Raw genomic sequence first — 26030 nt, 5'->3', positions numbered from 1 at the left:
AAATCTAATTTTCGGGGTGTATTTTTATGGCTAAATACAGTGAAAAATTTAAGTTAAACCTAGTCAAAGAGTATCAAAAGGGGAAATTGGGATATAACCTTTTGGCTAAAAAGTATGGTATGAAGGACAGTACACCAATTTTGAGATGGGTAAAAATATACGAGAGATTTGGTGTGGAAGGCTTAATGAAGAAGAAAAATAAGGAAACATATTCTGTTCAATTTAAGCTAGATGTATTAAGCTTTATGCAGAGAACAGGTTCTTCAGAAACTGAAACAGCCCTTAAATTTGGGCTAACAAACACTCCTATGATAGCCTCTTGGAAGAAGGCATTTCTCGAGGGGGGTCCTGAAGCCCTGGATAGACCGAAAGGACGGCCATCCATGTCTGATAAAGCTAAGAATAGAAAAAATAAACACACCGAAGAAAAAGAAATGACATACGAACAAAAATTGGAACGGGAAAACGAGCTTCTTCGTTTAGAGGTAGAATACTTAAAAAAGTTACGAGCTTTTCAGATGGATCCGGAAAACTATCTCGAAAAGCACAAGCAGCGCTATCACTCGAACTCAAAGAAACCTTCAAACTAAAAGATGTTTTACAAATAGTTGGCATTCCCGAGTCCTCCTATCATTATCATATTAAAATGATGAAGAAGGAAAACCCAGACCAGGGGCTGGAGGAAAGTATTCAATCCATTTTTGACGAAAATAATGGCAATTATGGGTACCGTCGTATCAAACTAGAATTGAAGAATCGCGGGGTTAAGGTCAATCATAAAAAAGTTCAACGAATCATGGATGAACTTGGACTCAAAGCAGATAAGTTTGGGCGAAAATCACGTAAGTATAGTTCGTACAGAGGAACCACTGGAAATGTTGCCAAAAACCTTATCAATCGTCGTTTTTACACAAATGTTTATCATCAAAAGTTAACCACTGATATCACAGAATTCAAGTGTTCAGACAATGTAAAACTATATCTAAATCCAATTATGGATATGTTCAACGGTGAAGTTCTTTCATATGGGATAAGTATGCGTCCAACCTTAGAATTAGTGCTCAGACCTCTCGGGGAAGCACTAGAAATAGTTAAAGATTCAAAGTTCAGAACTACTATACATTCTGATCAAGGATGGCAGTATCAACATATTCAATGGGTAAGTACCCTCAAGGAATACAAGGTGTTCCAGAGTATGTCTCGAAAGGGAAACTGTTTAGATAATTCACCTATGGAAAATTTTTTCGGGTTAATGAAACAGGAAATGTATTATGGAGAAGCACTGTGCTCATTTGAGGAATTAAAAAAGAGAATTGAAGACTATATCTATTATTATAATAACAAGCGTATAAAGCAAAAATTGGCAGGCGTGAGTCCGGTTCAATACCGTATCCATACCAGCCAATTAGCTGCATAATATAAAACTCTAACTTTTGGGGGTCACATCATAATGGGTTTCTGCTTTTTCTTATATAATACGTAAAAACAAATGATGTCCTTCTTCTTCAGACGACATTGATGTCTTTTGGATTTTGAAGTCTGTTGGGTCAATTGTATAGCCATTTTCGTTTGCCCACGTGTACATGCTTTGGAACGTTTCATACATTTGTTCAACAGGTAATGTGTGATGTGAATAAATATATGATGCAGGTAGTATTTCATAACCTTCCATATCATGTGGTACTTCTTCTAAATTACTTACTTCACAGCCAACTAGCTGAGTAAAATCTTCCCCAACTAATTGCAAACAAATGTCGTAAAAGTAAGGGGAGGTACGATTAGTTAGTTCGTCCACTCTTTGATGAATCTGCTGCCATGCATTTGGCATCATGGCGGACAAACCACTCCAATGACTTACAACCTTTAATCCAACTACTTTAAAAGAATCTAATTCTACTATCTTCATTTTTACTCCTCCTCATTGTCACAGACTTAATCCTCCTTTATAATACCAAGTAAACATGACAAGATTTGTCATATTCATCAAATTTTGGAGAACTTTTATGACAAAAACTCAAAAATTAATTGAATTAATGGACTATGTAAAGCGAAAGAAATCTTTCACTGTACAAGAACTTGCGGATGAATTTAGTGTATCATACAGAACGATGTGGCGGTATTTGCAGGAACTATCTACTCTGGGAGTACCTCTATATGCAGACCAAGGGGGAAAAGGTGGATATCGTGTATTAGATCATCATGAGGTTAGTAGTCAGGATTGTAAAAAAATAACGCTAGAGAATAGTACGTTTATTGGATTTCAATTTGATGCTCCATACTCAGCACGTCGTGAGACCGAAATACTAGCTCCGAAACTTTGGATAAAGTTATTACATCAACTTGAGGAATCCTCATATAAAAAGCCGTTTCAAAAGTTTGCCTTAGCGCAGTTTCGGAAACATGATTTCTCTTACTATATTACTGTGAAAGTAGACGATATACTTGATACTCCCAAAGGAATGACTTCTCTATGTATTCCTAAATTGACATATGTTAAGAAAACGCATAATCAAACACTTGAGCTCGAAGACACGATTCATACATATGAAACAATTTATAAGTGGATGAAGGAGCATAATCTAAAACAACATGAACATGCCTTTCACCTTGAACAGTATGATGAACGATTCAATCCGAGAAAACCAGTTGCTGAGTTTGATATTTTTGTACCGATTATGAATTAGAAAGGGTGAAGAAGTTGATTTCAATTAGACTAGCTACTGATGATGAAGGACAAGCAATTCTACACCTATTAAAACAAATTGCACGGTGGATGAAGGAGCATCAAATTAAGCAGTGGCAATACCTTCTGGAAGGTGGGGATGACATTGAAATCCTTCAAGGTGTTGAAAAAGGGGAAACATACGTTGTATTTAAAGAGGAAGAACTGATTGGTACTTTTACAATAAGTCTTTCTCAAAGTGAGTGGGATGTACATATTTTTGGAAGTGATTCATTGAATAATAGTTTGTATTTACATAGACTTGCCATTTGTCCTTCCTATATGGGACAAGGTTTAGGGACTAGATTACTAGAATGGATACAAACGACTTATCATAACGAAAAAGATTGGTTAAAACTAGATTGTGTTGCAACGAATAAAAAATTAGTAAGTTTTTATAAAGATAACGGTTTTGAAGAAATCGGAGAAAAAGACGGACATACGAAATTTAAGAAAAGTTTACGAGAGTAGGGAATACAAATGAGTGGATGTTTAGGATGTCAGTTAGCAACAAAAGAACTACCGTTGCATGTTGTATATGAAAATGAACGTATTTGCTGTTTTCTCGATCATGACCCCTACAACGAAGGTCATACGTTAATTTTACCAAAAGCTCATGTGAGTGAAGTGGACGAGTTAGATGAAGAAACAGCAATTGAAATTATGAAAATGTCGATGGTAATTGCCAAAGCACTGAAACAATTATATAAGCCCGATGGGATCACGATTAACCAAAACAACGGTATTTTTAATGAATTGAGTCATTATCATATGCATGTTGTCTCTAGATTTAGTGATCGTTCATTTGAGGATTTTTACGCTGAAACTCCTTTGGATAATGGACATTTACAGGAAAAGTTAACCATAACGAGGGAGTTACTTCGTTCGGAAATTGGAAAAATTATGAGTGACTCTAAGTAAGATTCATCGATTTTTATTATTCTGAAATAACTTTCCGGAACTTAAAAAGCGAAACCACAATCGTGATTTCGCTTTTTTTATACAAGCTCCGTTAACTTTCCATTCCGTACTAGTTTTTCATCATCAGAGGCTAAATCATACTTCTTCAATAAATGAAAAAGCTCATTTAACTGTAGCTGAGAAGGAGATTGTGAGAGGAAATTCATACATTTTGTATAAAGTCCAACTGGTAAGAATGTTTTTTGTTCTTCTAGCTTCTTCGTAACATCTTCAAGAGAATGATCTAATTTACAACTCATCAATTAGCCTCCAATACGTGACATTTCTACTTTTTCTCTGTTTATTGTTAATTCGCTGCGTTCTTCAGAATAGCGGTCTTTTCGACGAATCCATAAATCGGATAGGTGAGATGACACTTCTTCATCTGATAAGTCAGAACGCAGGGGAGTTCGGATATCATGACCTTTCGTTGCGAACAAACATGTATATAATTTCCCATCAGCTGATAAACGAGCACGATTACACGAAGAACAAAAGGCATCTGACACTGAGGAAATAAGCCCAATTTCCTCTTCAGTTCCAATATAACGGTACCTTGTAGCCACTTCTCCAACATAGTTAGGTGCGATTGGTTCTAGAGGCATAACTTTATTGATGTCTTCAATGATTTGTTTCTTCGGATAAACGTCATCTAGTTTCCATTGATTCGTATTTCCGACATCCATAAATTCAATGAACCTGAGGATGTGTCCTTTTTCACGGAAAAACTTAGCCATTGGTACAATTTCGTTTTCATTCATCCCTTTTTTTACGACCATATTAATTTTAACCTGCAATCCAGCTTCTGCTGCGGCATCAATTCCATCTAATACGGTTTGAACCGTAACGCCTTTGCCGTTTATGTTCCCGAATATTTCATCATGAAGTGAATCTAAGCTAATAGAAACTCTCTTTAATCCCGCATCTTTTAGTTCTATTGCGTACTTCGGGAGTAGGGAGCCGTTCGTTGTCATTGCTATATCTTCAACACCTGGAATTGCACTTAGTTTTGATATAAGTTCAGGTAAGTTTTTTCGCATTAACGGTTCTCCGCCGGTAATTCGAACTTTTTTTACGCCTAGTTTCTCCACGAAAAGTGTTGTAACACGCTCCAGTTCTTCGAAGGAAAGAAGTTCATCCCTTTTTAAAAATGGATAGTCAGGACCGAAAATTTCTGCAGGCATACAATAGGTGCAACGGAAATTACACTTATCAGTAACAGATATTCGTAAGTCTCGAAGCGGACGCTGTAATTGATCGAGAACTTCCATATTGGTCACTAGTTTCTCCTCCTTTATTCTGGCAGTACAATTCTGTGTGGATGAGAGTATACATTAAATGTTCCTCCACGGATGAAGCCTACTGCTGTAATGTTTAAATCCTCAGCTAGTTTAATAGCTAAATCAGTAGGAGCAGACTTTGATAATACAATTCCAACACCGATTTTTGCCGCTTTTACTAATACTTCAGATGAGATTCTACCACTGAATACAATGACTTTATCACGTACAGGAACTCTGTTTAATAAACTATATCCGTATAATTTATCAAGTGCATTATGTCTTCCAATATCTGTGCGACTGACGAGCATTTCATCTGGTGAACAAAGAGCAGCATTATGAACACCACCTGTCTCTTGAAAAACGATACTAATATTCTGCATATCTTTCATTAATGATATACATTGATCAGGTGTTAAAGTCGTTGTAGAGGTAGACGTTTTAGCCGTTCTTGCATCGTTGTGAAAATAGAATTGACGGCTTTTTCCACAACATGAGCCAATAAAACGCTTTGAATAATATTGCTGACTTGTCGTAACATTAGCATATAGTTCGATGTGTGCGTATCCTTTCGACTCGTCGATATTAATAGATTTTATGTCATCTCTAAAGCGAATAACCCCTTCAGATGCTAGAAAACCAATTACCATCTCGTCAAAGTGAGTGGGAGTACAAACCATCGTAGCAAATTCCTCGTTATTCACAAATATTGTTAGAGGAAACTCCGTTACAATATCATCATCTACAGTTTGTAGTTTACCATCTTGATATTTCACAATCTTTTTAGTTAAGCTCATTTCTTGAATCATATAATCACCTTGGCATTTAGGATAATAAAAATATAATCACAAACTATGAAACTAGACAAGTAATAAAACTTGTTAATTATTTTTGAGACTTAAAAAAATGTCGAAAAAACTATTGCAGTTATCAAATGAAAGTGATAATATTTGTCATGCAATGTTCATAAATTTGTAACATATTGATTCGGGGATAGCGATCCTGTTGCTCGTTTTAATATGATATAAATATGACAAAATCGATTAACTGTTGGTCCGATAGTAGCGAATCCTGCTAGAAACTACCCGTCAATCTTACTTGGTACATGCTCTTTTTTAGCATGTAGTAGGCTAAGGTTGGCGGTTTTTGAGTTTTATGCGAAGAAGAAAGAACAATGTGAGAGATAGAAATAGGGGGAAACATAGTGAAGAAGACGAAAAATCGTTGGCTTATTGCTGCTTCAGCAGTAGGGATTCATATCTCAATAGGATCTGTATATGCATGGAGTAACTTTACAACTCCATTAATTGATCAATTTGGATGGAGTGCAAGCCAAGTACAATTTACATTCAGTTTAGCTATTTTATTTTTAGGGTTATCCGCAGCATTCTTAGGACATTTTGTTGAAAAGTATGGTCCAAGAAAAGCTGGTCTACTTTCAGCTGTATTTTTTGGAATTGGTATTACAGGTGCTGGACTTGCAGTAAACCTTGAATCTTTACCACTACTATACATATTCTACGGAGTTCTTGGTGGAATTGGATTAGGAGTTGGTTATATTGCTCCAGTTTCAACACTAGTTAAATGGTTCCCTGACCGACGTGGACTTGCAACTGGCCTTGCGATCATGGGATTTGGATTTGCAGCAGCGATTGCTAGTCCAATTATGGAAGTATTAATTAAATCTGTTGGAACTGCTAACACATTCTACATTTTGGGTATTTCGTATTTTATTATCATGCTATTATCATCTTTATATTTAGAAAAGCCAGAAGAAGGCTGGGTGCCAGCTGGATTTAAAGAAAAAGTACAATCTGGTAAAGTGAAGGTTAAAGAAGACCTAGCACAATTAACAGCTAACGAAGCAATTAAAACGTCAAGATTTTACTATTTATGGATTATGCTTTTCATCAACGTGACTTGTGGTATCGCGATTATCTCTGCTGCAAAACCACTAGCACAAGAAAGTATTGGTTTAACAACAGTTGAAGCCGCAGCTCTTGTAGGGGTTATGGGATTATTCAACGGTTTTGGTCGTATTGGTTGGGCTACTATTTCTGATTATATTGGACGTCCAAATACGTATACGACTTTCTTTGCTGTACAAATTGTGTTATTTGCATTATTACCACATACAACAGGAGCATTATTGTTCCAAATCATGTTAGCTATCGTTTACACGATGTACGGTGGTGGATTTGCTTCTATTCCTGCTTATATTGGAGATATTTTCGGTACAAAGCAATTAGGTGCGATTCACGGTTACATCTTAACTGCTTGGGCAGCTGCTGGTTTAGTTGGTCCAATTTTCGCAGCATGGATGAAAGATACTACAGGAAGCTATGCAACAAGCTTAAACTTCTTTGCGGCCTTATTCGTGGTAGCGTTAATCGTATCAATCTTAATCCGTCGTGACATTAGTAAACTTCGTGCACAAAACGCATCAAAAGGGTCGGATAACACTTTAGCAGGCTAATTACTTTGCTAACCTATCCTTTTGTGTTAAAATACAAAACATGTTTTAACCACTAGAAGGTAGGGAGAGTCAATGAATAAGTATGAAGCTGAATTTAGCAACCTTGTTCGATCCTTCAGGAAGAAGCATATGGGCAAAGGACCGAGTAAAATTACAACAACGTTTTGTAAGAACTGGGCAATTTGCGAGATGGAAGGAAACCTATCTCCAGTAGAAAAGTTTATTGCCAGTGCTGATGAAGGAAAACAAGCGCTTAAATCCGCCCGAACAGAAATGGTTAAAGAGATGTATCGAAAAAATCCTCCACTTGAAATGGAAGAATTTTTAGGAACCAAATTTGTTGAGTTATTTATAGATATTGATATCGATCGAGACTTCGGGATGTCCATTTTCGTATTTGAAGAAAACCTCGAAGAAAAATTCTCGAAATAGGTATAGCACTTGGTAGCGAACCTGCTAAAGACTAACCACCGTACACTTCACCTAAGAACAATTCTAGGTGAATGACGGTGGTTTTTTTATTGAATTGGCACTATTTAAGTATATGGAAAGAAAGTTTAGACTATTTGTCTAGTTTTTCTAGCATATACTTGAAGAAAGAAAACGTTTTCTAGATTATGATAGTAATAGATAAGTATAAACCTATCAACAATAGGAGTGAAAGAAATGGGAAAAACAAAACACCAAGGTCCAATGAAGGCAACAAAGACACCTCAACCGAAACACTGGGTAAGTCCAGTGCCGTTTGGTCTTGGGAAAATTAAACCACAACATTTCCGTGACACAATGAAGGTGGCGTGGGATAACCGAGATAATTTAGGGTATGCATCAAGAATTGTCACACAAGGTGTGTGTGATGGATGTGCATTAGGTGTATCAGGACTTTCCGACCAAACACTTAAGGGTCCTCACATGTGTACAACTCGCCTTAATGTATTACGTTTAAACACAATGCCAGCATTAAAGGAAGAAATTGTACATGCAGATATTGATGAACTACGTAAATATAGCTCAACAGAGCTTCGTAAACTTGGACGAATTCCATATCCGTTAATTCGTCGTAAGGGAGAAAGAAAGTTTTCTCGCATTACGTGGGATGATGCAATGGATATGATTGCAGAGAAAATGAAGCAACTGGATCCTAAGCAATACGCGTTTTATTTAACATCTAGAGGAATTACAAATGAATCTTATTATGTTGCAGGAAAGGTTGCTCGTTTCTTAGGAACAAACAACATTGATAATGCATCACGTATTTGTCACTCTCCAAGTAAAACAGCGTTAAAACGCTCAATCGGAGTAGGAGCATCAACTGTAAATTACCAAGACTGGTTCGGTACAGATGTTATTCTTTTCTGGGGGAGTATCGCATCCAACGCTTCTCCAGTTTCTACGAAGTATATGTTAGAAGCGAAGAAGAGAGGAACAAAAATCATCGTTATTAATCCATACAAAGAGCCGGCAATGGACAAATATTGGATTCCTTCTAACATGGAGTCAGCTCTATTTGGAACGAAAATTGCTGATGATTTCTACCAAGTTAACATCGGTGGAGATATTGCGTTCATGCATGGAATTATGAAGCATTGGTTTGATATGGAAGAGAAACAACAAGGTTCTGCAATTGATCATCAGTTCGTACAAGAGCATGTAAAAGGTTATGAAGAGCTTAAGGAAACTGTTCAAAACTTAACATGGGAAGAAATTGTGAAATCATCTGGAATTTCCTACGAGAGAACAGTTGAATTAGCGGAGCTTTTGGCAAACAGTAAAAATGCCGTATACGTTTGGGCATTGGGATTGACGATGCATGCATTTGCAACAGACAACATTTCACAAGTAGCAAATTTAGCTTTATTACGCGGACATTTAGGACGCAAAAATAGTGGGTTAATGCCGTTCCGTGGTCACTCTTCTGTACAAGGAACCGGAGAAATGGGTGCAGATCCATTTGTCTTACCTGGCGGTGGCTTTGATAAAGAAAATACGGAACGCATCGAAAAAATATGGGGCTTTGATATACAAAAATGGCAAGGTGACATCGTAGGCGTAACACTTGAGAATATTTTACTTCCAGAAGATCATGAACGTAAAATCAAGTTGTACTATTTATCAGGAGGTAACTTCCTGGAAACCATGCCAGACCCAACATTTATCGAAAAAGCATTGTCTGAGCTGGATATTCGAGTTCATCAAGATATTATCTTCAACACGTCTACTTTGGTGGATGCAAAGGAAGCGGTTATTGTTCTGCCTGCCAAAACTCGTTATGAGCAAGAAGGCGGCGGTACCTCCACGTCAACAGAGCGTATGGTATATTTCTCACCTGAAATTGAAGGAAATAAAAATATCATCGAAGAAGCACGTGCAGAGTGGAAGATTTATATTGACCTGGCAAAACGTGTGAAGCCAGAGACAGCACATTTAGTTGATTTCAAAACAGGTCAAGAAATCCGCAATGAAATTGCAATCGCGAACCCTGATTATGATGGAGTTCAACATTTGAAGAAAAAAGGTGACGTATTCCAATGGGGCGGAGCTTGGTTATGTGAAGATGGAATTTGTCCAACTCCAGATGGAAAAGCGAACTTAATTACAGTTGAAATACCTGACTTACACAAAAAAGAAGGTCAATTTGTTGTAACGTCACGTCGTGGGAAACAGTTTAACTCCATGGTTTACAAAGAAGTGGACCCATTTAACAACGCGGATCGTTATGATGTATTAATGAATGCAGAAGATGGAAAGCACCTAAGCATTACAGAAGGCGAAGGAATAGTTGTGTATAACGGCTTTGGTGTATTTCAAGGAAGAGCAAAGTTTGTGGATATAGCAAAAGGAAATCTTGAGGTTCACTTCCCTGAAGGAAACTTCTTATTACCACGAGGACGTTATGAGAAATTTGCCGGTATCCCTGACTACAATATTACGGTTACGGTTGAAAAAGCAGACCGCTACAATGCTCGAAAAGATACACAATATGTAGAGAAGCGAATTGAAGATCTGGAAGTAGATGCTCCAGCATAATGATGGAAACCGACTTTGTGTCGGTTTCTTTTTTTGAGAAGTGGAAGAAATTTTTACAAGACTCATAAATGATTGGTTTTGGCTCATAAATTGTACTTTTGGCTTATTAAAGTGTTTGTAAGACACATAAATATGACGATTTGGCTCATAAGAGTGTTTGTCACAAGTTCAATACAAAGTCAATGTCAGTCTTTAGAAGTCCTACCTACTATTTACTAATGCAAAGGCAAGTAATCTACCATATAATCAAATATGTAAGTAACACCTTACACCCCCTTTGAAGCATAAAACAGTTTATATAATCCTGTTTTGTTCATGACCACATAAAAAACTGAACAAATATAGAAGCGGAATGCTAACATTACGACTCGAACGCCATGCTCATATTAAGACTGAGATCGCGAGAAGGGAAGTTGCAGCAATCCACCTGGAGCAAGTTCAGGTTTTCTATACGGTTACGGCATGACGGGACTACATATACACCAAACACACACACACATGTTGACCCTACTCAGGTTAGAGTAGGGTCCTTTTTATTGTGATAATAATTAAAATGGTTATTGAGTGTAACGATTCTTATTTCCTTTGTCGTAAAGTGTATATACGTCTTCAGAAACGACGATTACACTCCGACCGTTGCTTAAATCACCAACAGAATGACGAATTTGCTTTACAACTTCTTCATTTTCTCGATTCGGACTACTAATAATAATGCGATTACCGTCTACTAATACTTTAACTTGTTCATTTGGCAGTGCTTGTTTGATTTTCCCTTTAATTCTTCCTGCTAGCAAATGGTCCATTGATAATGTGTCATTGGGTTCGTATCCGACTGATCGTGGAGCGTGAGATAAAGCAGTCGGTAATAGAGAACCTCTAGCTGAATTTGCTTGCTCGGGACCAATATTACCGCAACCTGAAATATATAATAATAAACAAAGCATAATTGCTATCTTCATAGTTCAAGAACTCCTTATTTTTTTCTTAGTTTGCCAAAGACCGAGTAATTCATTCCTTTTCGGCAATACTAGTGAAAAAAGGAGCGTCTGAAATGTCTAAAAAAGAAACAAATAGTACTCCCAATATCTCTGGTTCTTTTCAAATGATTGAGGAAGAACGTCGTGAAGATTTGCAAAAAGTGAAAAATCAACATTCTATGGATGAAGAATCACTGTATTATGCTCGTCAATTTATGGAGGATTGAGTCCTAGATTAGGGCTTTTTTTTTTGTGAAAGTATTGTATTTACTTACATAATTTTCCCGTTAGTCACACACTCTAACACGACAAAGGATAAGGGGGATAAAACAATGAATAGACCGTTTTATTCTTGGTTCGTGATAATCATCGTAATGAGCATATTGCTTGATTTCTCATCTATTCAATATGCTGATGCGAAATGGTTTCAAACGCCAGAGTTAGAAGTGCATTTTTTAGATGTTGGGCAAGGGGATAGTGCGCTCGTCATTTTTCCAAATGGGAAAACGATGCTTGTAGATGGGGGACCACGTGTTAAAGGAAGTACAGTGGTAAATTATTTGAAGCAACATAATATTTACGAGCTTGATCTTGTTGTTTCGACTCATCCAGATGAAGATCATTTAGGCGGATTACTTGATGTGCTGGGTGAGCTGAATGTCAAGCAGGTGCTTGATAGCGGGAAATCTCATACAACTGAAACTTACAGGGAATATGTTGAGATACTAAGTGCTCATCGTATCCCAATTGTGATAGCAAAGGAAGGACAAACTATTCACCTTGATAAATGGGTAAATATTAATGTCTTGAATAGTAACAATGGAGAAGAAGATAACAATGAGGCATCAGTTGTATTGAAATTAACGATGGGGAAAATTGATTATTTACTTGCAGCGGATGCAGAAGTTGGTGCAGAGCAAGATATGGTTAGGGATTACGACTTAGAAGCCGAGATCTTAAAAGCTGGTCATCATGGTTCGTATACTTCAAGCGCACAATCCCTATTAAAAGAAGTGAAGCCTGATGTGACGATCTTGTCATATGGTAATGATAATTTGTATGGACATCCCCATAAAGATGTTGTGGAACGGTTGAAAGGGTTGGGTACCACAATGTATTCAACCGCACAATCAGGTGCGATTATTGTGAAAACAAATGGATGGAGCTACGATATTTCTTCTAAAAAAAGCGTATTAGGTCAACTTGTTCTTAATGAAAAACCTCTTCCATATGAAGGGAAGATTGCGATTACTAAGCTTGATGTAAAAGATGAAGAGGTTACGATTAAGAACAACATGAATGAGGATGTATTGATGAAAGGCTGGAAGCTAATTTCAGAAGCTGGAAATCATGTATTTCATTTTCCTAATAACTTTGTACTACGTTCGGGTGAATCGGTAACAGTCTATTCGAGTGTAAAAGGTTCGAAGAAAAAAACAAACTATTTAGCATGGAAAGCGAAGCGACATATATGGAAAAACGTAGGGGATAAAGCGATTCTATATAATCCATACGGAGGAATTGCAGATTTTGAAGATTTCGAGGGCTGAAACTATTTATCTCTTGAAAATGACATTGTATAATGGTTGATGGGTGAAGAGAAGTGAATATAACTGTCATTACTCCGAATGAGGCTGATCAGGCAAAGGAATTAGTATTAAAAGGTTTAGAAGAGAGATTTGGTCTTTTAGATCCTACGTTAAATCCTGACTTGAATGATATTATAGGAAATTATTTAAAAGACGGATCTGTCTTTCTCATTGGAAAAGAAAAGGGCTTACTCGTATGCACGGGGGCAATATCAAAAGAAAATCAGAGCACAGGTAGAATCGAAAGAATGTCAGTGGGAAGATCTAGTCGTGGACAAGGGTTTGCTCGAATAATGGTTCATGCTTTAGAGGAATATGCAATAGATTATGGTTATTCAAGGCTCGTCCTTGAAACAAATAATGATTGGCAAAGTGCGATTCTTTTATATGAATCCTCAGGATACGAATGTTATGAAAATGACGGACAGTTTAGTCATTTTTCAAAGCAACTAAAGTAAAAAAGTGAAGTCCTCGTGATTTGAAGACTTCACTTTTTTCTACTATTAAGCCCAAGCTGCCCCAACAATTATTAACAAGATAAACAACACTACGATTAGAACGAAACTGTTACCATAACCGTAAGTTGGTGCTGCGTAACCATATCCACCACAACCGTACATACCATGTCACCTCCAGTAACGATGTACTATAAAGTATGTATTTAGGTGGGATTATGGTAGGGCGAATACCCAAACGTCATAAAAAAATCCGACACATGTCGGATTTTTTCTATTTAGTGGCTAATGTTGGTTCCTGTATATTCATTAAAAAGGTCTGCGATGTAAGATGCTTCGTCTTCTTTAAAGTAGAATATCATTTCGTCCTCTAGGTCTTCACCTTTATGATTCATAATGGTGTGGCGATATAGCACGCCGTCACCCGTTTCGAGATCGCGACCAAGACGTAAGTGTATATTATATTGATCATGCTCTTCGTCTTCAATGTGAAGATGCTTGTCATTTGATATCCATTCAATGTGCTCTTTTAATTCTTCTAGGTTGTCACCTATGTACTCACGATCATCGAATTCGTCATCATCATCATCGGTGTTTACATACTCGACATCGTCTAAATCATCCTCATCCTCATCAAACAATTCATCTTCATCAATATCACCAATATACTCATGGAATGTTGCATGTACAAACCCGAGCACTTCATCAGCATCAATAAAGATAACTTTCGATTGGATGTCGAGGTCCTCATGATAATAGAACGAGTAAAACTCTTGATTAGTTGGATCGAAACTTACAACACAAAATTCTTCATCATGATCAATTGTTTGAATGGAAAAAATAAATTCAGGATGATACGTTGTTGTATTCGTATCAAACAAAATTTCAAAATCGTCAAACGATTCGCAAAGATCAGGTAACCCAATTCTAACTGCATTTTCCATACGGTGAAACCATTCTAAACTCATGAAAAACCCTCCTTATATTAGTATTCGTTAACTAGTATTTCCAATAATGAGGTTGGACATAAATAAAAATATAAAATATGTCTTAATTTCAAATGTATGAGATAATAGAAGTAGAAGGAAGGTGTACTTTCATGAAAAATAAAAATAAGTTTCAGGTTAATGAGAAGGTCTACTTAAAACAAACTGGAGAAATTGTAACGATTAATGATTTTAGTTATGTTGCCAACATGAAAAGATACTCATATACATTAAAGGAATATCCAGCATCCTTTTATTTCGAAGAAGAAATGGAACAGCAAAATTAAGCTCGGGAACTAATAGTACCCGAGTTTTTTTATGCGTTCTTATTCGTCCATAATAAACTAAATCGGCAAAAGATGAAGATAAATATATTGCCGATAAATGCAATCATAAAGACGTGGGATGGATTCGATAATTCTGAAATCCAACCTGCTGCAAAAATGGCAAAAGGCATACTGAGTTTAAAGACAGAACCAGTAATTCCACTTATTCTACCGATCAGATGATGTGGAGTTGACTCTTGTCGATACGTCCAAATGGACACACTACTAATTGTAGTCAAAATACCGTTCAAACAAAGTCCAATAGCAAAAAATAGAGCTGATTCTGACATATACATCATTAGATACGTGAATCCAATTAGTAACGTAGTCACCGCAATGATTCTACCTGTACTCCAAAGCTTACGAACCTTTCCAATTAAGAAGCTTCCGATCAATCCTCCAAGGCCAGCAGACGAAAGTAGTGTACCTAGCTGGGCATCACTTAATTTCAATACATCCTTCGAAAAGAAAATAATTGTCGTGTCCACCATACCAGCTGTGGAATTTAAGAAAATAACCGCTACTGTAATCATCCATAATGTTCGATTGCGGAATAACTCCACCCATCCTTCTTTTAATTCCTTCCAAAACCCAACCTTTTTCGTCAATGAAATTTCTTCATCTGTTTTTAACAACAATAAAATGAAAAACGCGAAACCAAACGAAATCGCTGTTAGTAAAAATCCTGTATGAATGCTCGATAACATTAGAATTAATCCTGTTAAAGCTGGTCCCATAATACTAATAAAGGTAAAAACAAAATTAAAGGAAGCGTTAGCTTGTGTGAGCATTTCAGTTGGCAGTGATTGTTTTACCATACTCACTCTCGCATTGAAAAAGGCGTAGCTAAAGGTCATTAAGAAAAAACCGCAAATGTAAAACAGGATTGTTGAACTTCTTCCCATCTGCACGGAGAAGAATAAAATGAACAAAATGACAACTTGGAGAAATATGGTCCATAGTGACCATTTCTTTTTATGTGCACGATCTACAAGGACGCCAATGAACATTGCTAACAATAAATTTGGTAAAAACTCAATTCCTCGCATTGTGGACATAACGACAGGAGAGTTTGTTTGTTGATATAACAACAAGGGCAAGGCAAGTTCATATATCTTACTACCGAACGAGATAATTGCTCCTGAGACAAGCAGTATCATGAAATTGGCATGTTGCCAAATAGGTTTTGATTTTGGCTGATAAACTAAACTCTTTACTTTTGAAGGTTGCACGCACGTTCACTCCTCTTTACAACTTTACCTGGAAAAAATTATAATAATAAAAAAGAGGAAGAAAAAGCGAAAATGTAAATTTAATAATTTCGCCTTTTAGGGAAGAGGCTAATCCATGAATATTGAGCAATATTACATATCACTTCGGAAGCAATATCGTTCAAAAGGGGAAGGAGAAACATTCCCTATACTTATGGACGAACTTTTGCAGACATTAAAATGTACAAGAAGAAATGCGCAGTTGCTCCTAAAAAAAATGACGGACGTCGAATACGTCAATTGGATGCCTGGAAAAGGTCGTGGCAATACGTCTAAGCTAACCTTCTTAATGCCTCTAAGCGATATCGTATTAGAAAGAGCGAAGCAGCTTACGTTAGAAGAGAAATTAGACGAAGCATGGAAGCTCATTCATCAGGTTCAACAAGTAAAGTTTGAGTTTACTGAATGGTTATATCGTCATTTTGGATTTCAAACTGAAAATGAAGAGGATGTACTTCGGTTTCCGTTTTATAGATCCGTTCTAGATCTAGATCCAACCTTTGTAAACCGGCGCACTGAAGGTCATTTAATAGAACAAATTTTTAATACGCTTGTCTTGTTTGACAATAATACAAAAACGATAAGGCCTTCACTTGCACACTTTTGGGAATGTAATGAAGAGTATACAGAATGGACATTATACCTTCGAAAAGGTGTGCGTTTTCATCATGGCAAACGGATGACGGCAGAGGATGTTGAGTTTACGTTTCATAGAATACTTCATAAATCTAGCTACGAGGAAATAAAAAACACTTTAAAAAACGTTGAAAAAGTGAATGCATATACTGTGAAATTTACGTTAAACGAAACAAATGTATTATTCCTTAACTACCTTTGTTCAGAAAAATGTTCAATCTTGCCAAGTAACCTAAATGAGCTTCATGGATTTGAGGCAAACCCGATAGGAACAGGTCCTTTTCGTATAAAAAAGAATAATGATTCTATCTTATATTTAGAGGCAAATGATTATTATTTTGAAGGGAGACCACATTTAGATGCGATTGAAATGTGGATATGGCCAAACTTCGAACAATCAAAAGTAGTGGAGATGCTTGAAAAAAAGGATATATATTTTGGTGACGATCAGGTTCTAAATGTGGAACATACGAAGATTCAGCATATTGAGCAAGGAGCAAGTTTCATAACGATCAATAGTAGAAAAGCAGGACCAACGCAGGATGTGCGATTTCGAAAGGCGATTCATTTTGCGTTAGACCGTGAAAAGATGATTTCAGAACTAGGTGATATGAGAAGCATGCCGGCTTGTAGCTTGTTTCCCAAATATAGTGATGAGCACTTTAAGAACGAATATCAGGTAGAATTAGCTCGCGAATACATCCAAAAATCAAGCTATAAAGGAGAATTACTTGAGCTTTATTCATATGAAATGGAAAGTAATATAGTAAATACAAACTGGATCAAAAGAGAACTAAGTCAAATTGGAGTTAATGTTACAGTTACGATATTGCCAATCAAAGAGTTAGCAAGGAAGGAAATAATAGAGAACATAGATATGATATTTACAGGAGAAGTGTTAGGTGTTCAGCCTGATATAAGTTTAATTGAATCATTAACATATAGAGATGGATATATTCATAATCATGTAAGTGAAAATCAGAAAAATGTTGTCATTCATACTATCGACCGATGTAAACAGGAAACAAGTTTTGAGAAACGAATGGAACACCTCATGGCTCTTGAAGAGCAATTAAGAAAAACCTACACTTTAATTTTCTTGTATCATACGAGGCAAACCATACAGCACAGTCAAGAGATGAGTGGAATTATGTTAAATGCTTGGGGGAAAGTGGATTATAAGAATGTTTGGGTAAAAGGACATATAAGGAAGACAGTGAACCATTAGATAAGAATATCTAATGGTTTTTATTTTGCGCAAAAAAGAGATGTAATTTTCAGAAAATATATTGACAATCTCCCATGCCCAATTTATTGTTTTTATATAGGGTGTTAACGATAAATTTATATGTCGTTAAATAAACGTTATATAAATATAGAAACAAGTGGTGGCGAATAATAAAATTAACTTGTTTTGAAGGGGGAATAATTCTTGATTTTGCATGAAATTGAAACAGCTTCAAGAGGTGAAATTGAAAAATTGCAGCTCGAAAGACTACAAGAGACAGTAAAAAGAGTGTGTGAAAAGGTACCCTTCTACAAAGAAAAGTTTGAAGAGTTTGGTGTTGCCTCAGGGGATATTCAATCAATTAGGGATATTATCAAACTTCCTTTTACTGTTAAGAGCGATTTAAGAAATCATTATCCTTTTGGTTTGTTTGCTGTCGAACAAAAAGAGTTAGTTCGTGTACATGCTTCATCAGGTACTAGTGGTAAACCTACTGTTGTAGGTTACACAAAAAATGATATTAAGAGCTGGTCGGAGATTGTAGCTAGAGCAATCGCAACTGCTGGAGGCTCTCCGGGTGAATTTTTACATAATGCATATGGCTATGGCTTGTTTACTGGTGGACTAGGCTTACACTTCGGGAGTGAGGAACTAGGTATGGTAACTGTTCCTGTATCCGGAGGAAATACAGACAGGCAGATTGCTTTAATTGAAGACTTTAAACCGACAGTTATTTGTGCAACCCCTTCTTATGTACTAAACATCGCAGAGAGAATGGAAGAGTTAGGGAACGACCCAAGAAATACATCTCTTAAATATGGTGTATTTGGAGCAGAACCGTGGTCTGAAGAAATGCGTCGAACACTTGAAGATAAGCTCGGAATTAAAGCTTGTGATATCTATGGTCTAAGCGAAGTCATTGGACCAGGTGTATCAATGGAGTGCCATGAAGCTCAAAATGGTCTACATGTAGCAGAAGATCATTTTTTTGTGGAAGTAGTAGACCCCAAAACCATGCAACCAGTTCCTGATGGGGAAGACGGAGAACTTGTATTTACAAGTTTAACTAAGGAAGCCTTTCCAGTCATTCGATACCGTACAGGTGATATTGCATCGTTAACAAGAGACAAATGTAGTTGTGGTCGAACGACAATCAGAATGTCCCGAGTTAAAGGAAGGATTGACGATATGTTAATTATACGTGGAGTGAATGTGTTCCCTTCACAGATTGAGCATTTCTTGCTTACTGTGAATGAAATTGTTCCACACTACCAAATTCATTTAACTCAGAAAGGGAGTCTATTAAACGTAGAGCTTCATGTAGAAGTAGATGAAGAGTTTTATAAGAGTATCAACGGTAACCTAAGTCATGAATATGTAAGTCATCTTAGTAATCGTATCTATTGTATAATAAAGAATCAGTGTTTAGTTTCAATTGAGGTAAAAGTTCATAAACCGAAAAGTATTCCGCGTTCGGAAGGGAAAGCTGTAAGAGTTGTAGACCGAACGAAAGAATCTTTAGAGGTATAAGTTTCATAAAGAGATAAGGGCACTATCGTTTAGTAGTGTTCTTTTTTCGTGGAACCTAATGCTGCATTCGCTATATTGTAATAATTTTCAGAATATTATTGACAAACCCCTGATGAAAACGATATCATTCGATTATGATAGTTCGAAAAAAAGTTGCTCGTTAATTTTACGTTATATAAATAAATAATTAATTAGGGGTGTAAATATGGGAGAGTCTTTGCAATATTTAATATCTGGTCTGACTATTGGTAGTATTTACGCCATTGTAGCACTTGGGTTTGTCACGATCTATAGTGTGACTAAGGTTATAAACCTAGCACAAGGAGAATTTGTCATGCTGGGTGGTATGATTATGTATTCTCTTGTAGGTGCTGGGCTATCATACTATCTCTCATTCATATTAACCGTTGTGATTGTTGTCATTATAGGATGGTTATTTGAGCGAACGATTGTAAGAAAGGCGCAAGGTGCGGATCCGCTTAGTCTAATTATACTTACAATCGGAGCTGCTATTTTTATGAGAGGAATCGCAAGTATGATATGGGGTAAAAACTCAGTAAAGGTGGAACCGTTTACATCAGATGAACCAGTTTCAATTCTAGGTGCTTCTATTACACCACAAAGTATATGGGTAATGGTATTTATGCTCATGATCGTAGCCGGGTTATACGTCTTAATGGAGAAAACAACAATTGGAAAAGCGTTTAACGCATGTTCGGTGAACCCTTTAGCGGCTAGACTGATGGGAATAAGTCCGAAAAAGATGTCAGCATTTTCCTTTTCACTAAGTGCTGGTTTAGGGGCTCTTGCCGGACTCGTAATTGCACCTATCATGTTTCCTTCCTATGACATGGGAATCATGTTAGGAATAAAAGGATTTTCTGCTAGTATCGTTGGCGGCTTAGGTAGCGCACCAGGTGCAGTTTTTGGAGGTTTATTACTAGGTGTCATTGAGTCGTTGGGAGCGGGATATTTATCCTCAGGACTAAAAGATGCAATAGCATTTGGCGTTGTGTTAATGATTTTGTTAATTAGACCTTATGGATTACTTGGTGAAAAGAACGTAGGGAAAGGAGGTCTATAATACATGAGAAAAGGTGTACAACGATTTAGTTGGAAGGGATTCTTACTCTTCTCTATATTTATTATAGTTCTTCCCTTTCTTTTTTCCACCTCATTCTTTATTACAAAAGCTACATTTGCTGGAATTTATACAATTGTGGCAGTGGGTCTTGGTTTATTAATGGGGTTTGCAGGTCAAATTTCACTAGGTCAGGCTGCCTTTTACGGAGTAGGTGCATATAGTACCGCAATATTAACAACTACATATGATTGGAATCCATGGATTTCATTATTAGTATCAATTGCAGTTCCAGGATTAATTGCTTATATCCTTGGTCATACAATGGCGAGACTTCATGGATATTATTTAGCAATGGCTACACTAGCATTTGGAATAGTTATTCATGTTCTTTTAGTAGAGGGGAAAGGGCTAACAAAAGGAGCTTCAGGATTTTTTGGAATTCCAAAGATCGAGTTATTTGGTTCCACATTTAAACAAGGACTATCTTATTATTTCTTAGTTTGGATTATTGCTCTTCTAGTTATTGTGATTGCCCTAAATATTGTTCACTCTAGAATTGGTCGTGCCTTGCGTTCGATACATGATAGTGAAATCGCATCAAGTTCAATGGGGGTTGACACGGGGAAATATAAGATGCAAGTGTTTATCCTAAGTGCAATGTTTGCTGGATTAGCAGGTTGGCTATTTGCTCATATGTCATTCAGTATTTCTCCTACTTCATTCGGTCTAAATACATCAATTCTATTTCTAACAATGGTCGTATTAGGTGGTTCTACTAGTGTGTGGGGAGCTGTATTTGGAGCACTTCTTATTAACGTCATTAATATAGTCGTGCATACATTAGGTTCGCATTTCTCCTTTATTACGAGTGATACAGAACACGTATTATATGGATTAATCTTAATGCTAGTCGTAATCTTCTTACCTCAAGGGTTATTTCCTGCTCTTGCCCCAATAATTGTCAAGACCATCAATCGCATTAGAAGGAAGCAGTCTCAGCAAATTCCTCAAGTGAAGGGGGATCAACATGTCTAGTTTACTAGAAGTGAGAAGTGTAACGAAGCAGTTTGGTGGGGTAATAGCCAATAAAGATGTTTCCTTTACAGTTGAAGAAGGCCAGATTACCGGATTAATAGGACCAAATGGTGCGGGGAAAAGTACAATGTTTAATATGGCATCATCGATTTTTCCTCCCTCAAAGGGAGAAATAGAATTTCGAGGAAAAAGGATTGACTCATTACCTAACTATAAAGTCGCAGAACTTGGGATATCAAGAACATTTCAAAATCTACAAGTATTTAAAAGAATGTCAGTGATCGAAAATGTTATGGTTGGATTACATACAAAAACGTCATCTAATATACTATCTGCTGCTCTTAAATTACCTCATTCGAGAAAAGAAGAAGCACGTATGTATGACGAGGCAATGAACACTCTCGAATTTGTAGGTATGGATAGCATGTGTGATGTTATAGCTGGATCCTTGCCACTTGGGAAATTAAGATTACTAGAGTTAGCAAGGGCACTAGCGACAAATCCTAAATTACTATTACTAGATGAAATCGCTGCTGGACTAAATCATGGGGAAACGTTAGAAATGGCTAATCTTATTCAAAAAATAAAAGGAAAAAATGTATCCGTTTTCGTAGTAGAGCATGATATGGACTTAGTTATGAGCATTTGTAACAAAATCATTGTCTTAGATCAAGGTGAGAAAATTGCAGAAGGCACACCGAAGGAAATTCAAAATCATGAAAAAGTAATCGAAGCTTATCTCGGAACAGCAGATAATGAGGAGGCTACGATATGAACGAACACTTACTTGAACTCAAAGGGGTCTCCTATAGCTATGGTCAAATTCAAGCACTTCATAATGTATCTTTACATGTAAAAAAAGGTGAAATAGTAGCACTTCTTGGTGCAAATGGGGCAGGGAAAACAACATTACTACATGCAATATCTGGACTAATAAAACCATCCACGGGTGAAATTTTTTATAAAAATGATAATATAACACCCATGGAGCCTGAGGGAATTGTTGGAAAAAGGTTAATTCATGTACCAGAGCACAGACAAATTTTCAGTACCCTCACAGTGTACGATAATTTAAATTTAGGTGCCTATTCTCACTATAAAAAGAGTGGTAAAAAAGTAATTAATGAAGATATTGAAAAAGTGTTTGAATTATTTCCAGTATTAAAAGAGAGAAAGGAACAGCTAGGAGGAACGTTATCAGGAGGTCAGCAGCAAATGCTAGCTATTGCAAGAGCCATGATGGCTAAACCTGATCTCTTATTATTAGATGAGCCTTCATTAGGTCTTGCCCCATTATTAGTAAAAGAAGTACTTAATTATGTGAAAAGCTTACGAGATTTAGGGGTTACTGTCTTATTAATTGAACAAAACGTGATGGGTTCTTTAAAAATTGCTGATCGCGCTTATGTAATGACTCATGGAACAATCAAAAAAGAAGGATTAGCAAATGAGTTGTTGCAGGACAAAGAGGTAAAGGAAGCATTCCTTGGGTCTACAGTCGTTTAATACTTGGATTAATCGTGTGAAAACACGTTTAAGAATATGCATGAAATAAGGGGGTAAGTAAGTTGAGTAAAAAGCTTTTATCTATTTTTACAATGATTTTGTTTGTTTTCGGAATTGTTGGATGTAGTTCGCAATCAGGAGGAGAAGGTGATCCAGAAGTCTATAAGATAGGTGCCATTTACTCCAAAACAGGTCCGGGAAGTCCTCTAGGTGAACCAGAATGGAATGCAACTGAATTACTTGTTAAGCAGATTAATGAAAACGGTGGAATTAATGGTATACCAATTGAAGTTATTTTAGCAGATGATGAATCAACACAAGAGAAAGCTGTGGAGGAAATGAATCGTCTTATTAATGACGAAAATGTACTTGCTGTATTAGGTACAACAACTAGTGGTCCAGCATTAGCGATGAAAGGTATAGCGTTGGATAATGAAGTACCAGTCATTTCTGCTGGTGCAAGTGTAGCAATTGTATCTCCAGCTGAAGAGTCAAAATGGGTATTTAAAACTCCACACTCCGATGCTCATGCTGTTGAACGAATCTATATGTACATGAAAGATTCAGGTATGAAAAAAGTGGCAATTTTGGCTGATTCAAATGCTTATGGCGCAAGTGGTGTGGAACAATTAGAAGCGTTAAAGGGTGAATATGGAATCGAAATTGTTGCGAACGAATCGTATAATACAGATGATGCAGATATGAAAACTCAGTTAACAAAAATAAATAAATCTGGTGCTGATGCTGTTATCGTTTGGGGAACTAACCCAGGTCCAGCTATTGCTGCAAAGAATATGAAAGAACTTGGAATGGATATGCCATATATCGGAAGTCACGGTATTGCTAACCAAGCATTTTTAGATTTAGCAGGTGATGCTGCTGAGGGTGTTGTCATTCCGACAGGAAAACTTCTATTCCCAACGCAAATCCCAGAGAATGACCCACAGTATAAAGTAATCAAGGAATTTTATGATGACTATACGGCTGCCTACAAAGGTGAGCCTACCAACTTTGGTTCTTATGGGTATGATAACCTTCAATTAATTGTAGAAGCATTAAAGGCTGGAGCAACGGACCGTGAATCAATACGAGATTATTTAGAAAATGATGTAAAAGATTATGTAGGGGCAACAGGGACTTTTACATTTAGTGCAAATGATCATAATGGTTTGAAAGCAGACAGTATGGTACTTGCTGAAGTGAAAAACGGAAAATGGACGTTCAAAAAATAATGGTTTAGGGCATTTATTCTTTTTGGATAAATGCCCTTTTGATAGAAAGGGATGATTCTATGTTAAAACAGAATATTTTAGATAGAGTACAGGCTGACCCTTATGCAAAGTTTCTAGGTATTGAAGTAGTAGATTTGAATGAAGGATTTGCAGAGGTCACAATGACCGTTCAGGACTCCATGCTTAACTTTCACGGTGCAGCAAATGGTGGTGTGATTTTTTCATTAGCTGACGTAGCATTTGCAATTGCGAGTAATTCTTACGGTCAAACAGCGGTGGGTATAAACGTTAACGTCAACTATATGACAGCGGGAAAGCTTGGAGATAAGCTTACAGCAACTGCAACAGAAATTACAAAAAATCCGAAACTTGGATTATATCGAATGGTCGTAATGAACCAAGATGGAGATCTACTAGCATCCCTTGAAGGAATGGTATATCGTAAGAAGGAGCAGTTTGCATAAAGAAGTAGATATATATTCTACTTCTTTTGTATTTTCTATTGATTAAGGAGAATGAAATGGACACGTTAAAATTTTCGTTAGAAAGTGATGAAGTTAAAATTTTAACAGAGAATGATTCCCATCTATTAAAGCTTGTGAGACATATTGGAACTATTGAACTTATACTTGAGACAAACTATTTTAATTCGCTCGTAAAGCAAATTGTAGGACAACAGCTATCATTAAAAGCGGCGCAGACCATTTTTACAAGGGTAGAAGGTGTATGGGGAAATCTTGATCCAAACAAATTAAGTGGAATCGAAGATGATGTATTACGAGGGGCAGGTTTATCTCGTTCAAAGATTACCTACTTACGGGATTTAACAGAGAAGCATTTATCGGGTGAAATCAATTTTTCAACGATTCATTTACTTGATGATGAAGAGGTGATACAAACACTTACGAAAATTAAAGGTGTAGGAAAATGGACGGCAGAGATGATTCTCATTTTTTCATTAGGTCGTTTGAATACTTTGTCACCTCAAGATGTGAGTATTAAAAACGCAATTAAATGGTTGTATAATGAGGAAGAAGTAGACTTTTCTTATTATTTTGAGAAATGGAATCCATTTAACTCGGTGGCATCACTTTATCTATGGGAAGCAGTGAACCGTGGGTTATTAAAGGCACCATTCATTGAATTGTAGATAACTCATTATTGAGGGGAATTACCCAATTTACCACGATACATATCTCAGAATAAAGGAGAATCAAAATGAGTGATAGTATAAAAGTTCAATATGATTATATAAAAAATACAAGAAATGTATTACTTTCGTTTTTAGAACAACTACCGAAACATGTGTTACATGAAGTTGTGCCCAATTTTGGTTTTGGATGTATTATCAATACTCATATTCATGTTGCTGATTGCTATCAATACTGGCTAGGAACTTTTGGATTGAGAGTAGAGGGGCTTTCTTTTGCCACAAAGGAAGAAATAGAAAATGCTGATGTGAACTGGGTAAGAGAACGTTTTGACAAGGTAGACCTCATTGTACAGACTTTTATTGAAAAATATTCAAGTGAATGGACGATGAACATTTCAGGTAACGTTAAATGGCAAGCGGAACCGTGGAAGACAACACCGTTATGGCTTATCACACATGCTGAGACACATGAGTTTCACCATAAAGGACAAATTGTAACGATGGCGAGACAGTTAGGATTTGAACCGCCAGATACTGATTTGGCAGTGATTGAATAG

Annotated in this window: 30 protein-coding genes and 1 other RNA gene; 23 read left to right on the top strand and 8 right to left on the bottom strand. The window is 36.7% G+C overall.

All coding sequences use genetic code 11. The features are described 5' to 3' along the window. Positions 1 to 26: 26 nt before the first annotated feature. Complete coding sequence (locus JR050_RS10210) at positions 27 to 590, top strand: helix-turn-helix domain-containing protein (RefSeq protein WP_204203384.1); 564 nt, start codon at positions 27 to 29, stop codon at positions 588 to 590. Further along, positions 491 to 1417 (top strand): IS3 family transposase, encoded by a 927-nt coding sequence (locus tag JR050_RS10205; protein WP_346726740.1) that lies wholly within the window; start codon positions 491 to 493, stop codon positions 1415 to 1417. Before JR050_RS10210 ends, JR050_RS10205 begins: the two co-directional genes overlap by 100 nt. 51 nt (positions 1418 to 1468) lie before the next feature. On the opposite strand, the gene JR050_RS10200 is transcribed toward JR050_RS10205, so the two are convergent. Next, a complete protein-coding gene (locus tag JR050_RS10200) occupies positions 1469 to 1906 on the bottom strand; it encodes a GyrI-like domain-containing protein (protein WP_204203382.1) in 438 nt (145 codons plus the stop codon). A 97-nt stretch (positions 1907 to 2003) separates the two neighbouring features. On the opposite strand from JR050_RS10200, the gene JR050_RS10195 reads away from it, so the two are divergent. Genes JR050_RS10195 through JR050_RS10185 form a run of 3 tightly spaced genes read left to right on the top strand, consistent with a single transcriptional unit; the run spans position 2004 to position 3643 of the window. After that, entirely contained in the window at positions 2004 to 2684 is a 681-nt protein-coding gene (locus JR050_RS10195) for a GyrI-like domain-containing protein (protein WP_204203381.1), read from the top strand. A 14-nt stretch (positions 2685 to 2698) separates the two neighbouring features. Beyond that, a complete protein-coding gene (locus tag JR050_RS10190; RefSeq protein WP_239454254.1) occupies positions 2699 to 3193 on the top strand; it encodes a GNAT family N-acetyltransferase in 495 nt (164 codons plus the stop codon). Positions 3194 to 3202: 9 nt separating this feature from the next. After that, positions 3203 to 3643, top strand: coding sequence for an HIT family protein (locus JR050_RS10185; protein ID WP_204203380.1), 441 nt, complete (start codon positions 3203 to 3205; stop codon positions 3641 to 3643). A gap of 77 nt (positions 3644 to 3720) precedes the next feature. On the opposite strand, the gene JR050_RS10180 is transcribed toward JR050_RS10185, so the two are convergent. The 3 genes from JR050_RS10180 to fdhD are packed head-to-tail and all read right to left on the bottom strand — an operon-like array spanning position 3721 to position 5771. Then, positions 3721 to 3942, bottom strand: coding sequence for a group-specific protein (locus JR050_RS10180; protein WP_204203379.1), 222 nt, complete (start codon positions 3940 to 3942; stop codon positions 3721 to 3723). 3 nt (positions 3943 to 3945) lie between these two features. Next, positions 3946 to 4953 carry a GTP 3',8-cyclase MoaA gene (moaA, locus tag JR050_RS10175; RefSeq protein ID WP_204203408.1) on the bottom strand — a complete coding sequence of 336 codons (1008 nt, stop codon included), beginning with the start codon at positions 4951 to 4953 and terminating at the stop codon, positions 3946 to 3948. 23 nt (positions 4954 to 4976) lie between these two features. Continuing rightward, positions 4977 to 5771 (bottom strand): formate dehydrogenase accessory sulfurtransferase FdhD, encoded by a 795-nt coding sequence (fdhD, locus tag JR050_RS10170; RefSeq protein ID WP_204203378.1) that lies wholly within the window; start codon positions 5769 to 5771, stop codon positions 4977 to 4979. 395 nt (positions 5772 to 6166) lie between these two features. Between fdhD and JR050_RS10165 the strand changes: the two genes are divergently transcribed. The 4 genes from JR050_RS10165 to ssrS all read left to right on the top strand — a co-directional run bounded on the left by JR050_RS10165 (position 6167) and on the right by ssrS (position 10941). Beyond that, positions 6167 to 7438: an L-lactate MFS transporter gene (locus tag JR050_RS10165; RefSeq protein WP_204203377.1), complete on the top strand. Its 1272-nt coding sequence runs from the start codon at positions 6167 to 6169 to the stop codon at positions 7436 to 7438. Positions 7439 to 7510: 72 nt separating this feature from the next. After that, on the top strand, positions 7511 to 7870 hold the full coding sequence (locus tag JR050_RS10160; RefSeq protein ID WP_149219939.1) for a Na-translocating system protein MpsC family protein: 360 nt from the start codon (positions 7511 to 7513) through the stop codon (positions 7868 to 7870). Positions 7871 to 8104: 234 nt separating this feature from the next. Then, positions 8105 to 10465, top strand: a complete 2361-nt coding sequence (locus JR050_RS10155; RefSeq protein WP_204203376.1) for an FdhF/YdeP family oxidoreductase — start codon at positions 8105 to 8107, stop codon at positions 10463 to 10465. Positions 10466 to 10763: 298 nt separating this feature from the next. Continuing rightward, a non-coding RNA gene (gene ssrS, locus JR050_RS10150) (6S RNA) lies at positions 10764 to 10941 on the top strand. 81 nt (positions 10942 to 11022) lie between these two features. Here ssrS and JR050_RS10145 read toward each other — a convergent pair. Then, positions 11023 to 11424 carry a hypothetical protein gene (locus tag JR050_RS10145; RefSeq protein ID WP_204203375.1) on the bottom strand — a complete coding sequence of 134 codons (402 nt, stop codon included), beginning with the start codon at positions 11422 to 11424 and terminating at the stop codon, positions 11023 to 11025. 92 nt (positions 11425 to 11516) lie between these two features. On the opposite strand from JR050_RS10145, the gene JR050_RS10140 reads away from it, so the two are divergent. From JR050_RS10140 to JR050_RS10130, 3 genes are all read left to right on the top strand, one after another. After that, positions 11517 to 11669 carry a hypothetical protein gene (locus JR050_RS10140; RefSeq protein WP_204203374.1) on the top strand — a complete coding sequence of 51 codons (153 nt, stop codon included), beginning with the start codon at positions 11517 to 11519 and terminating at the stop codon, positions 11667 to 11669. 105 nt (positions 11670 to 11774) lie between these two features. After that, on the top strand, positions 11775 to 12992 hold the full coding sequence (locus JR050_RS10135; protein ID WP_204203373.1) for a lamin tail domain-containing protein: 1218 nt from the start codon (positions 11775 to 11777) through the stop codon (positions 12990 to 12992). 53 nt (positions 12993 to 13045) lie between these two features. Further along, the gene (locus tag JR050_RS10130; RefSeq protein WP_204203372.1) at positions 13046 to 13489 is read left to right on the top strand and encodes a GNAT family N-acetyltransferase; all 444 of its coding nucleotides are present in this window, start codon (positions 13046 to 13048) and stop codon (positions 13487 to 13489) included. A gap of 45 nt (positions 13490 to 13534) precedes the next feature. Here JR050_RS10130 and JR050_RS10125 read toward each other — a convergent pair whose 3' ends face one another. Continuing rightward, positions 13535 to 13651 carry a YjcZ family sporulation protein gene (locus JR050_RS10125; RefSeq protein ID WP_204203371.1) on the bottom strand — a complete coding sequence of 39 codons (117 nt, stop codon included), beginning with the start codon at positions 13649 to 13651 and terminating at the stop codon, positions 13535 to 13537. Positions 13652 to 13764: 113 nt separating this feature from the next. Further along, entirely contained in the window at positions 13765 to 14454 is a 690-nt protein-coding gene (locus tag JR050_RS10120; protein WP_204203370.1) for a hypothetical protein, read from the bottom strand. 131 nt (positions 14455 to 14585) lie between these two features. Between JR050_RS10120 and JR050_RS10115 the strand changes: the two genes are divergently transcribed. Next, positions 14586 to 14759, top strand: a complete 174-nt coding sequence (locus tag JR050_RS10115; RefSeq protein WP_204203369.1) for a hypothetical protein — start codon at positions 14586 to 14588, stop codon at positions 14757 to 14759. Between the two features lie 29 nt (positions 14760 to 14788). Here JR050_RS10115 and JR050_RS10110 read toward each other — a convergent pair whose 3' ends face one another. Next, positions 14789 to 16030 (bottom strand): MFS transporter, encoded by a 1242-nt coding sequence (locus JR050_RS10110; RefSeq protein ID WP_346726738.1) that lies wholly within the window; start codon positions 16028 to 16030, stop codon positions 14789 to 14791. A gap of 115 nt (positions 16031 to 16145) precedes the next feature. Between JR050_RS10110 and JR050_RS10105 the strand changes: the two genes are divergently transcribed. The 10 genes from JR050_RS10105 (at position 16146) to JR050_RS10060 (ending at position 26030) form a co-directional block, all read left to right on the top strand. Then, positions 16146 to 17933, top strand: coding sequence for an ABC transporter substrate-binding protein (locus tag JR050_RS10105; RefSeq protein WP_204203368.1), 1788 nt, complete (start codon positions 16146 to 16148; stop codon positions 17931 to 17933). A gap of 204 nt (positions 17934 to 18137) precedes the next feature. After that, complete coding sequence (locus tag JR050_RS10100) at positions 18138 to 19463, top strand: phenylacetate--CoA ligase family protein (protein ID WP_204203367.1); 1326 nt, start codon at positions 18138 to 18140, stop codon at positions 19461 to 19463. A gap of 205 nt (positions 19464 to 19668) precedes the next feature. Further along, on the top strand, positions 19669 to 20547 hold the full coding sequence (locus tag JR050_RS10095; protein ID WP_204203366.1) for a branched-chain amino acid ABC transporter permease: 879 nt from the start codon (positions 19669 to 19671) through the stop codon (positions 20545 to 20547). Between the two features lie 3 nt (positions 20548 to 20550). Next, a complete protein-coding gene (locus JR050_RS10090; protein ID WP_204203365.1) occupies positions 20551 to 21582 on the top strand; it encodes a branched-chain amino acid ABC transporter permease in 1032 nt (343 codons plus the stop codon). After that, on the top strand, positions 21575 to 22357 hold the full coding sequence (locus JR050_RS10085; RefSeq protein WP_204203364.1) for an ABC transporter ATP-binding protein: 783 nt from the start codon (positions 21575 to 21577) through the stop codon (positions 22355 to 22357). The genes JR050_RS10090 and JR050_RS10085 overlap by 8 nt, the downstream gene beginning before the upstream one ends. Next, complete coding sequence (locus JR050_RS10080; protein WP_204203363.1) at positions 22354 to 23088, top strand: ABC transporter ATP-binding protein; 735 nt, start codon at positions 22354 to 22356, stop codon at positions 23086 to 23088. Before JR050_RS10085 ends, JR050_RS10080 begins: the two co-directional genes overlap by 4 nt. 62 nt (positions 23089 to 23150) lie before the next feature. Next, positions 23151 to 24320, top strand: coding sequence for an ABC transporter substrate-binding protein (locus JR050_RS10075; protein ID WP_239454253.1), 1170 nt, complete (start codon positions 23151 to 23153; stop codon positions 24318 to 24320). A gap of 59 nt (positions 24321 to 24379) precedes the next feature. After that, the gene (gene paaI, locus JR050_RS10070; RefSeq protein WP_204203362.1) at positions 24380 to 24784 is read left to right on the top strand and encodes a hydroxyphenylacetyl-CoA thioesterase PaaI; all 405 of its coding nucleotides are present in this window, start codon (positions 24380 to 24382) and stop codon (positions 24782 to 24784) included. Between the two features lie 56 nt (positions 24785 to 24840). Next, positions 24841 to 25470: a DNA-3-methyladenine glycosylase family protein gene (locus JR050_RS10065; protein WP_204203361.1), complete on the top strand. Its 630-nt coding sequence runs from the start codon at positions 24841 to 24843 to the stop codon at positions 25468 to 25470. A gap of 68 nt (positions 25471 to 25538) precedes the next feature. Beyond that, a complete protein-coding gene (locus JR050_RS10060; protein ID WP_204203360.1) occupies positions 25539 to 26030 on the top strand; it encodes a DinB family protein in 492 nt (163 codons plus the stop codon).

The organism is Bacillus suaedaesalsae (genome assembly GCF_016890225.1).
In the GTDB taxonomy this organism is placed as follows: domain Bacteria; phylum Bacillota; class Bacilli; order Bacillales; family SA4; genus Bacillus_BS; species Bacillus_BS suaedaesalsae.
This window is presented reverse-complemented; position numbering and strand designations above follow the sequence as displayed.

Coding starts and splice junctions, on each gene's coding strand:
- JR050_RS10210 (WP_204203384.1), top strand. CDS start 27: ATGGCTAAATACAGTGAAAAATTTAAGTTAAACCTAGTCAAAGAGTAT.
- JR050_RS10200 (WP_204203382.1), bottom strand. CDS start 1,906: ATGAAGATAGTAGAATTAGATTCTTTTAAAGTAGTTGGATTAAAGGTT.
- JR050_RS10195 (WP_204203381.1), top strand. CDS start 2,004: ATGACAAAAACTCAAAAATTAATTGAATTAATGGACTATGTAAAGCGA.
- JR050_RS10185 (WP_204203380.1), top strand. CDS start 3,203: ATGAGTGGATGTTTAGGATGTCAGTTAGCAACAAAAGAACTACCGTTG.
- JR050_RS10180 (WP_204203379.1), bottom strand. CDS start 3,942: ATGAGTTGTAAATTAGATCATTCTCTTGAAGATGTTACGAAGAAGCTA.
- moaA (WP_204203408.1), bottom strand. CDS start 4,953: ATGGAAGTTCTCGATCAATTACAGCGTCCGCTTCGAGACTTACGAATA.
- fdhD (WP_204203378.1), bottom strand. CDS start 5,771: ATGATTCAAGAAATGAGCTTAACTAAAAAGATTGTGAAATATCAAGAT.
- JR050_RS10160 (WP_149219939.1), top strand. CDS start 7,511: ATGAATAAGTATGAAGCTGAATTTAGCAACCTTGTTCGATCCTTCAGG.
- JR050_RS10155 (WP_204203376.1), top strand. CDS start 8,105: ATGGGAAAAACAAAACACCAAGGTCCAATGAAGGCAACAAAGACACCT.
- JR050_RS10145 (WP_204203375.1), bottom strand. CDS start 11,424: ATGAAGATAGCAATTATGCTTTGTTTATTATTATATATTTCAGGTTGC.
- JR050_RS10140 (WP_204203374.1), top strand. CDS start 11,517: ATGTCTAAAAAAGAAACAAATAGTACTCCCAATATCTCTGGTTCTTTT.
- JR050_RS10135 (WP_204203373.1), top strand. CDS start 11,775: ATGAATAGACCGTTTTATTCTTGGTTCGTGATAATCATCGTAATGAGC.
- JR050_RS10125 (WP_204203371.1), bottom strand. CDS start 13,651: ATGTACGGTTGTGGTGGATATGGTTACGCAGCACCAACTTACGGTTAT.
- JR050_RS10120 (WP_204203370.1), bottom strand. CDS start 14,454: ATGAGTTTAGAATGGTTTCACCGTATGGAAAATGCAGTTAGAATTGGG.
- JR050_RS10115 (WP_204203369.1), top strand. CDS start 14,586: ATGAAAAATAAAAATAAGTTTCAGGTTAATGAGAAGGTCTACTTAAAA.
- JR050_RS10105 (WP_204203368.1), top strand. CDS start 16,146: ATGAATATTGAGCAATATTACATATCACTTCGGAAGCAATATCGTTCA.
- JR050_RS10095 (WP_204203366.1), top strand. CDS start 19,669: ATGGGAGAGTCTTTGCAATATTTAATATCTGGTCTGACTATTGGTAGT.
- JR050_RS10090 (WP_204203365.1), top strand. CDS start 20,551: ATGAGAAAAGGTGTACAACGATTTAGTTGGAAGGGATTCTTACTCTTC.
- JR050_RS10085 (WP_204203364.1), top strand. CDS start 21,575: ATGTCTAGTTTACTAGAAGTGAGAAGTGTAACGAAGCAGTTTGGTGGG.
- JR050_RS10080 (WP_204203363.1), top strand. CDS start 22,354: ATGAACGAACACTTACTTGAACTCAAAGGGGTCTCCTATAGCTATGGT.
- paaI (WP_204203362.1), top strand. CDS start 24,380: ATGTTAAAACAGAATATTTTAGATAGAGTACAGGCTGACCCTTATGCA.
- JR050_RS10065 (WP_204203361.1), top strand. CDS start 24,841: ATGGACACGTTAAAATTTTCGTTAGAAAGTGATGAAGTTAAAATTTTA.
- JR050_RS10060 (WP_204203360.1), top strand. CDS start 25,539: ATGAGTGATAGTATAAAAGTTCAATATGATTATATAAAAAATACAAGA.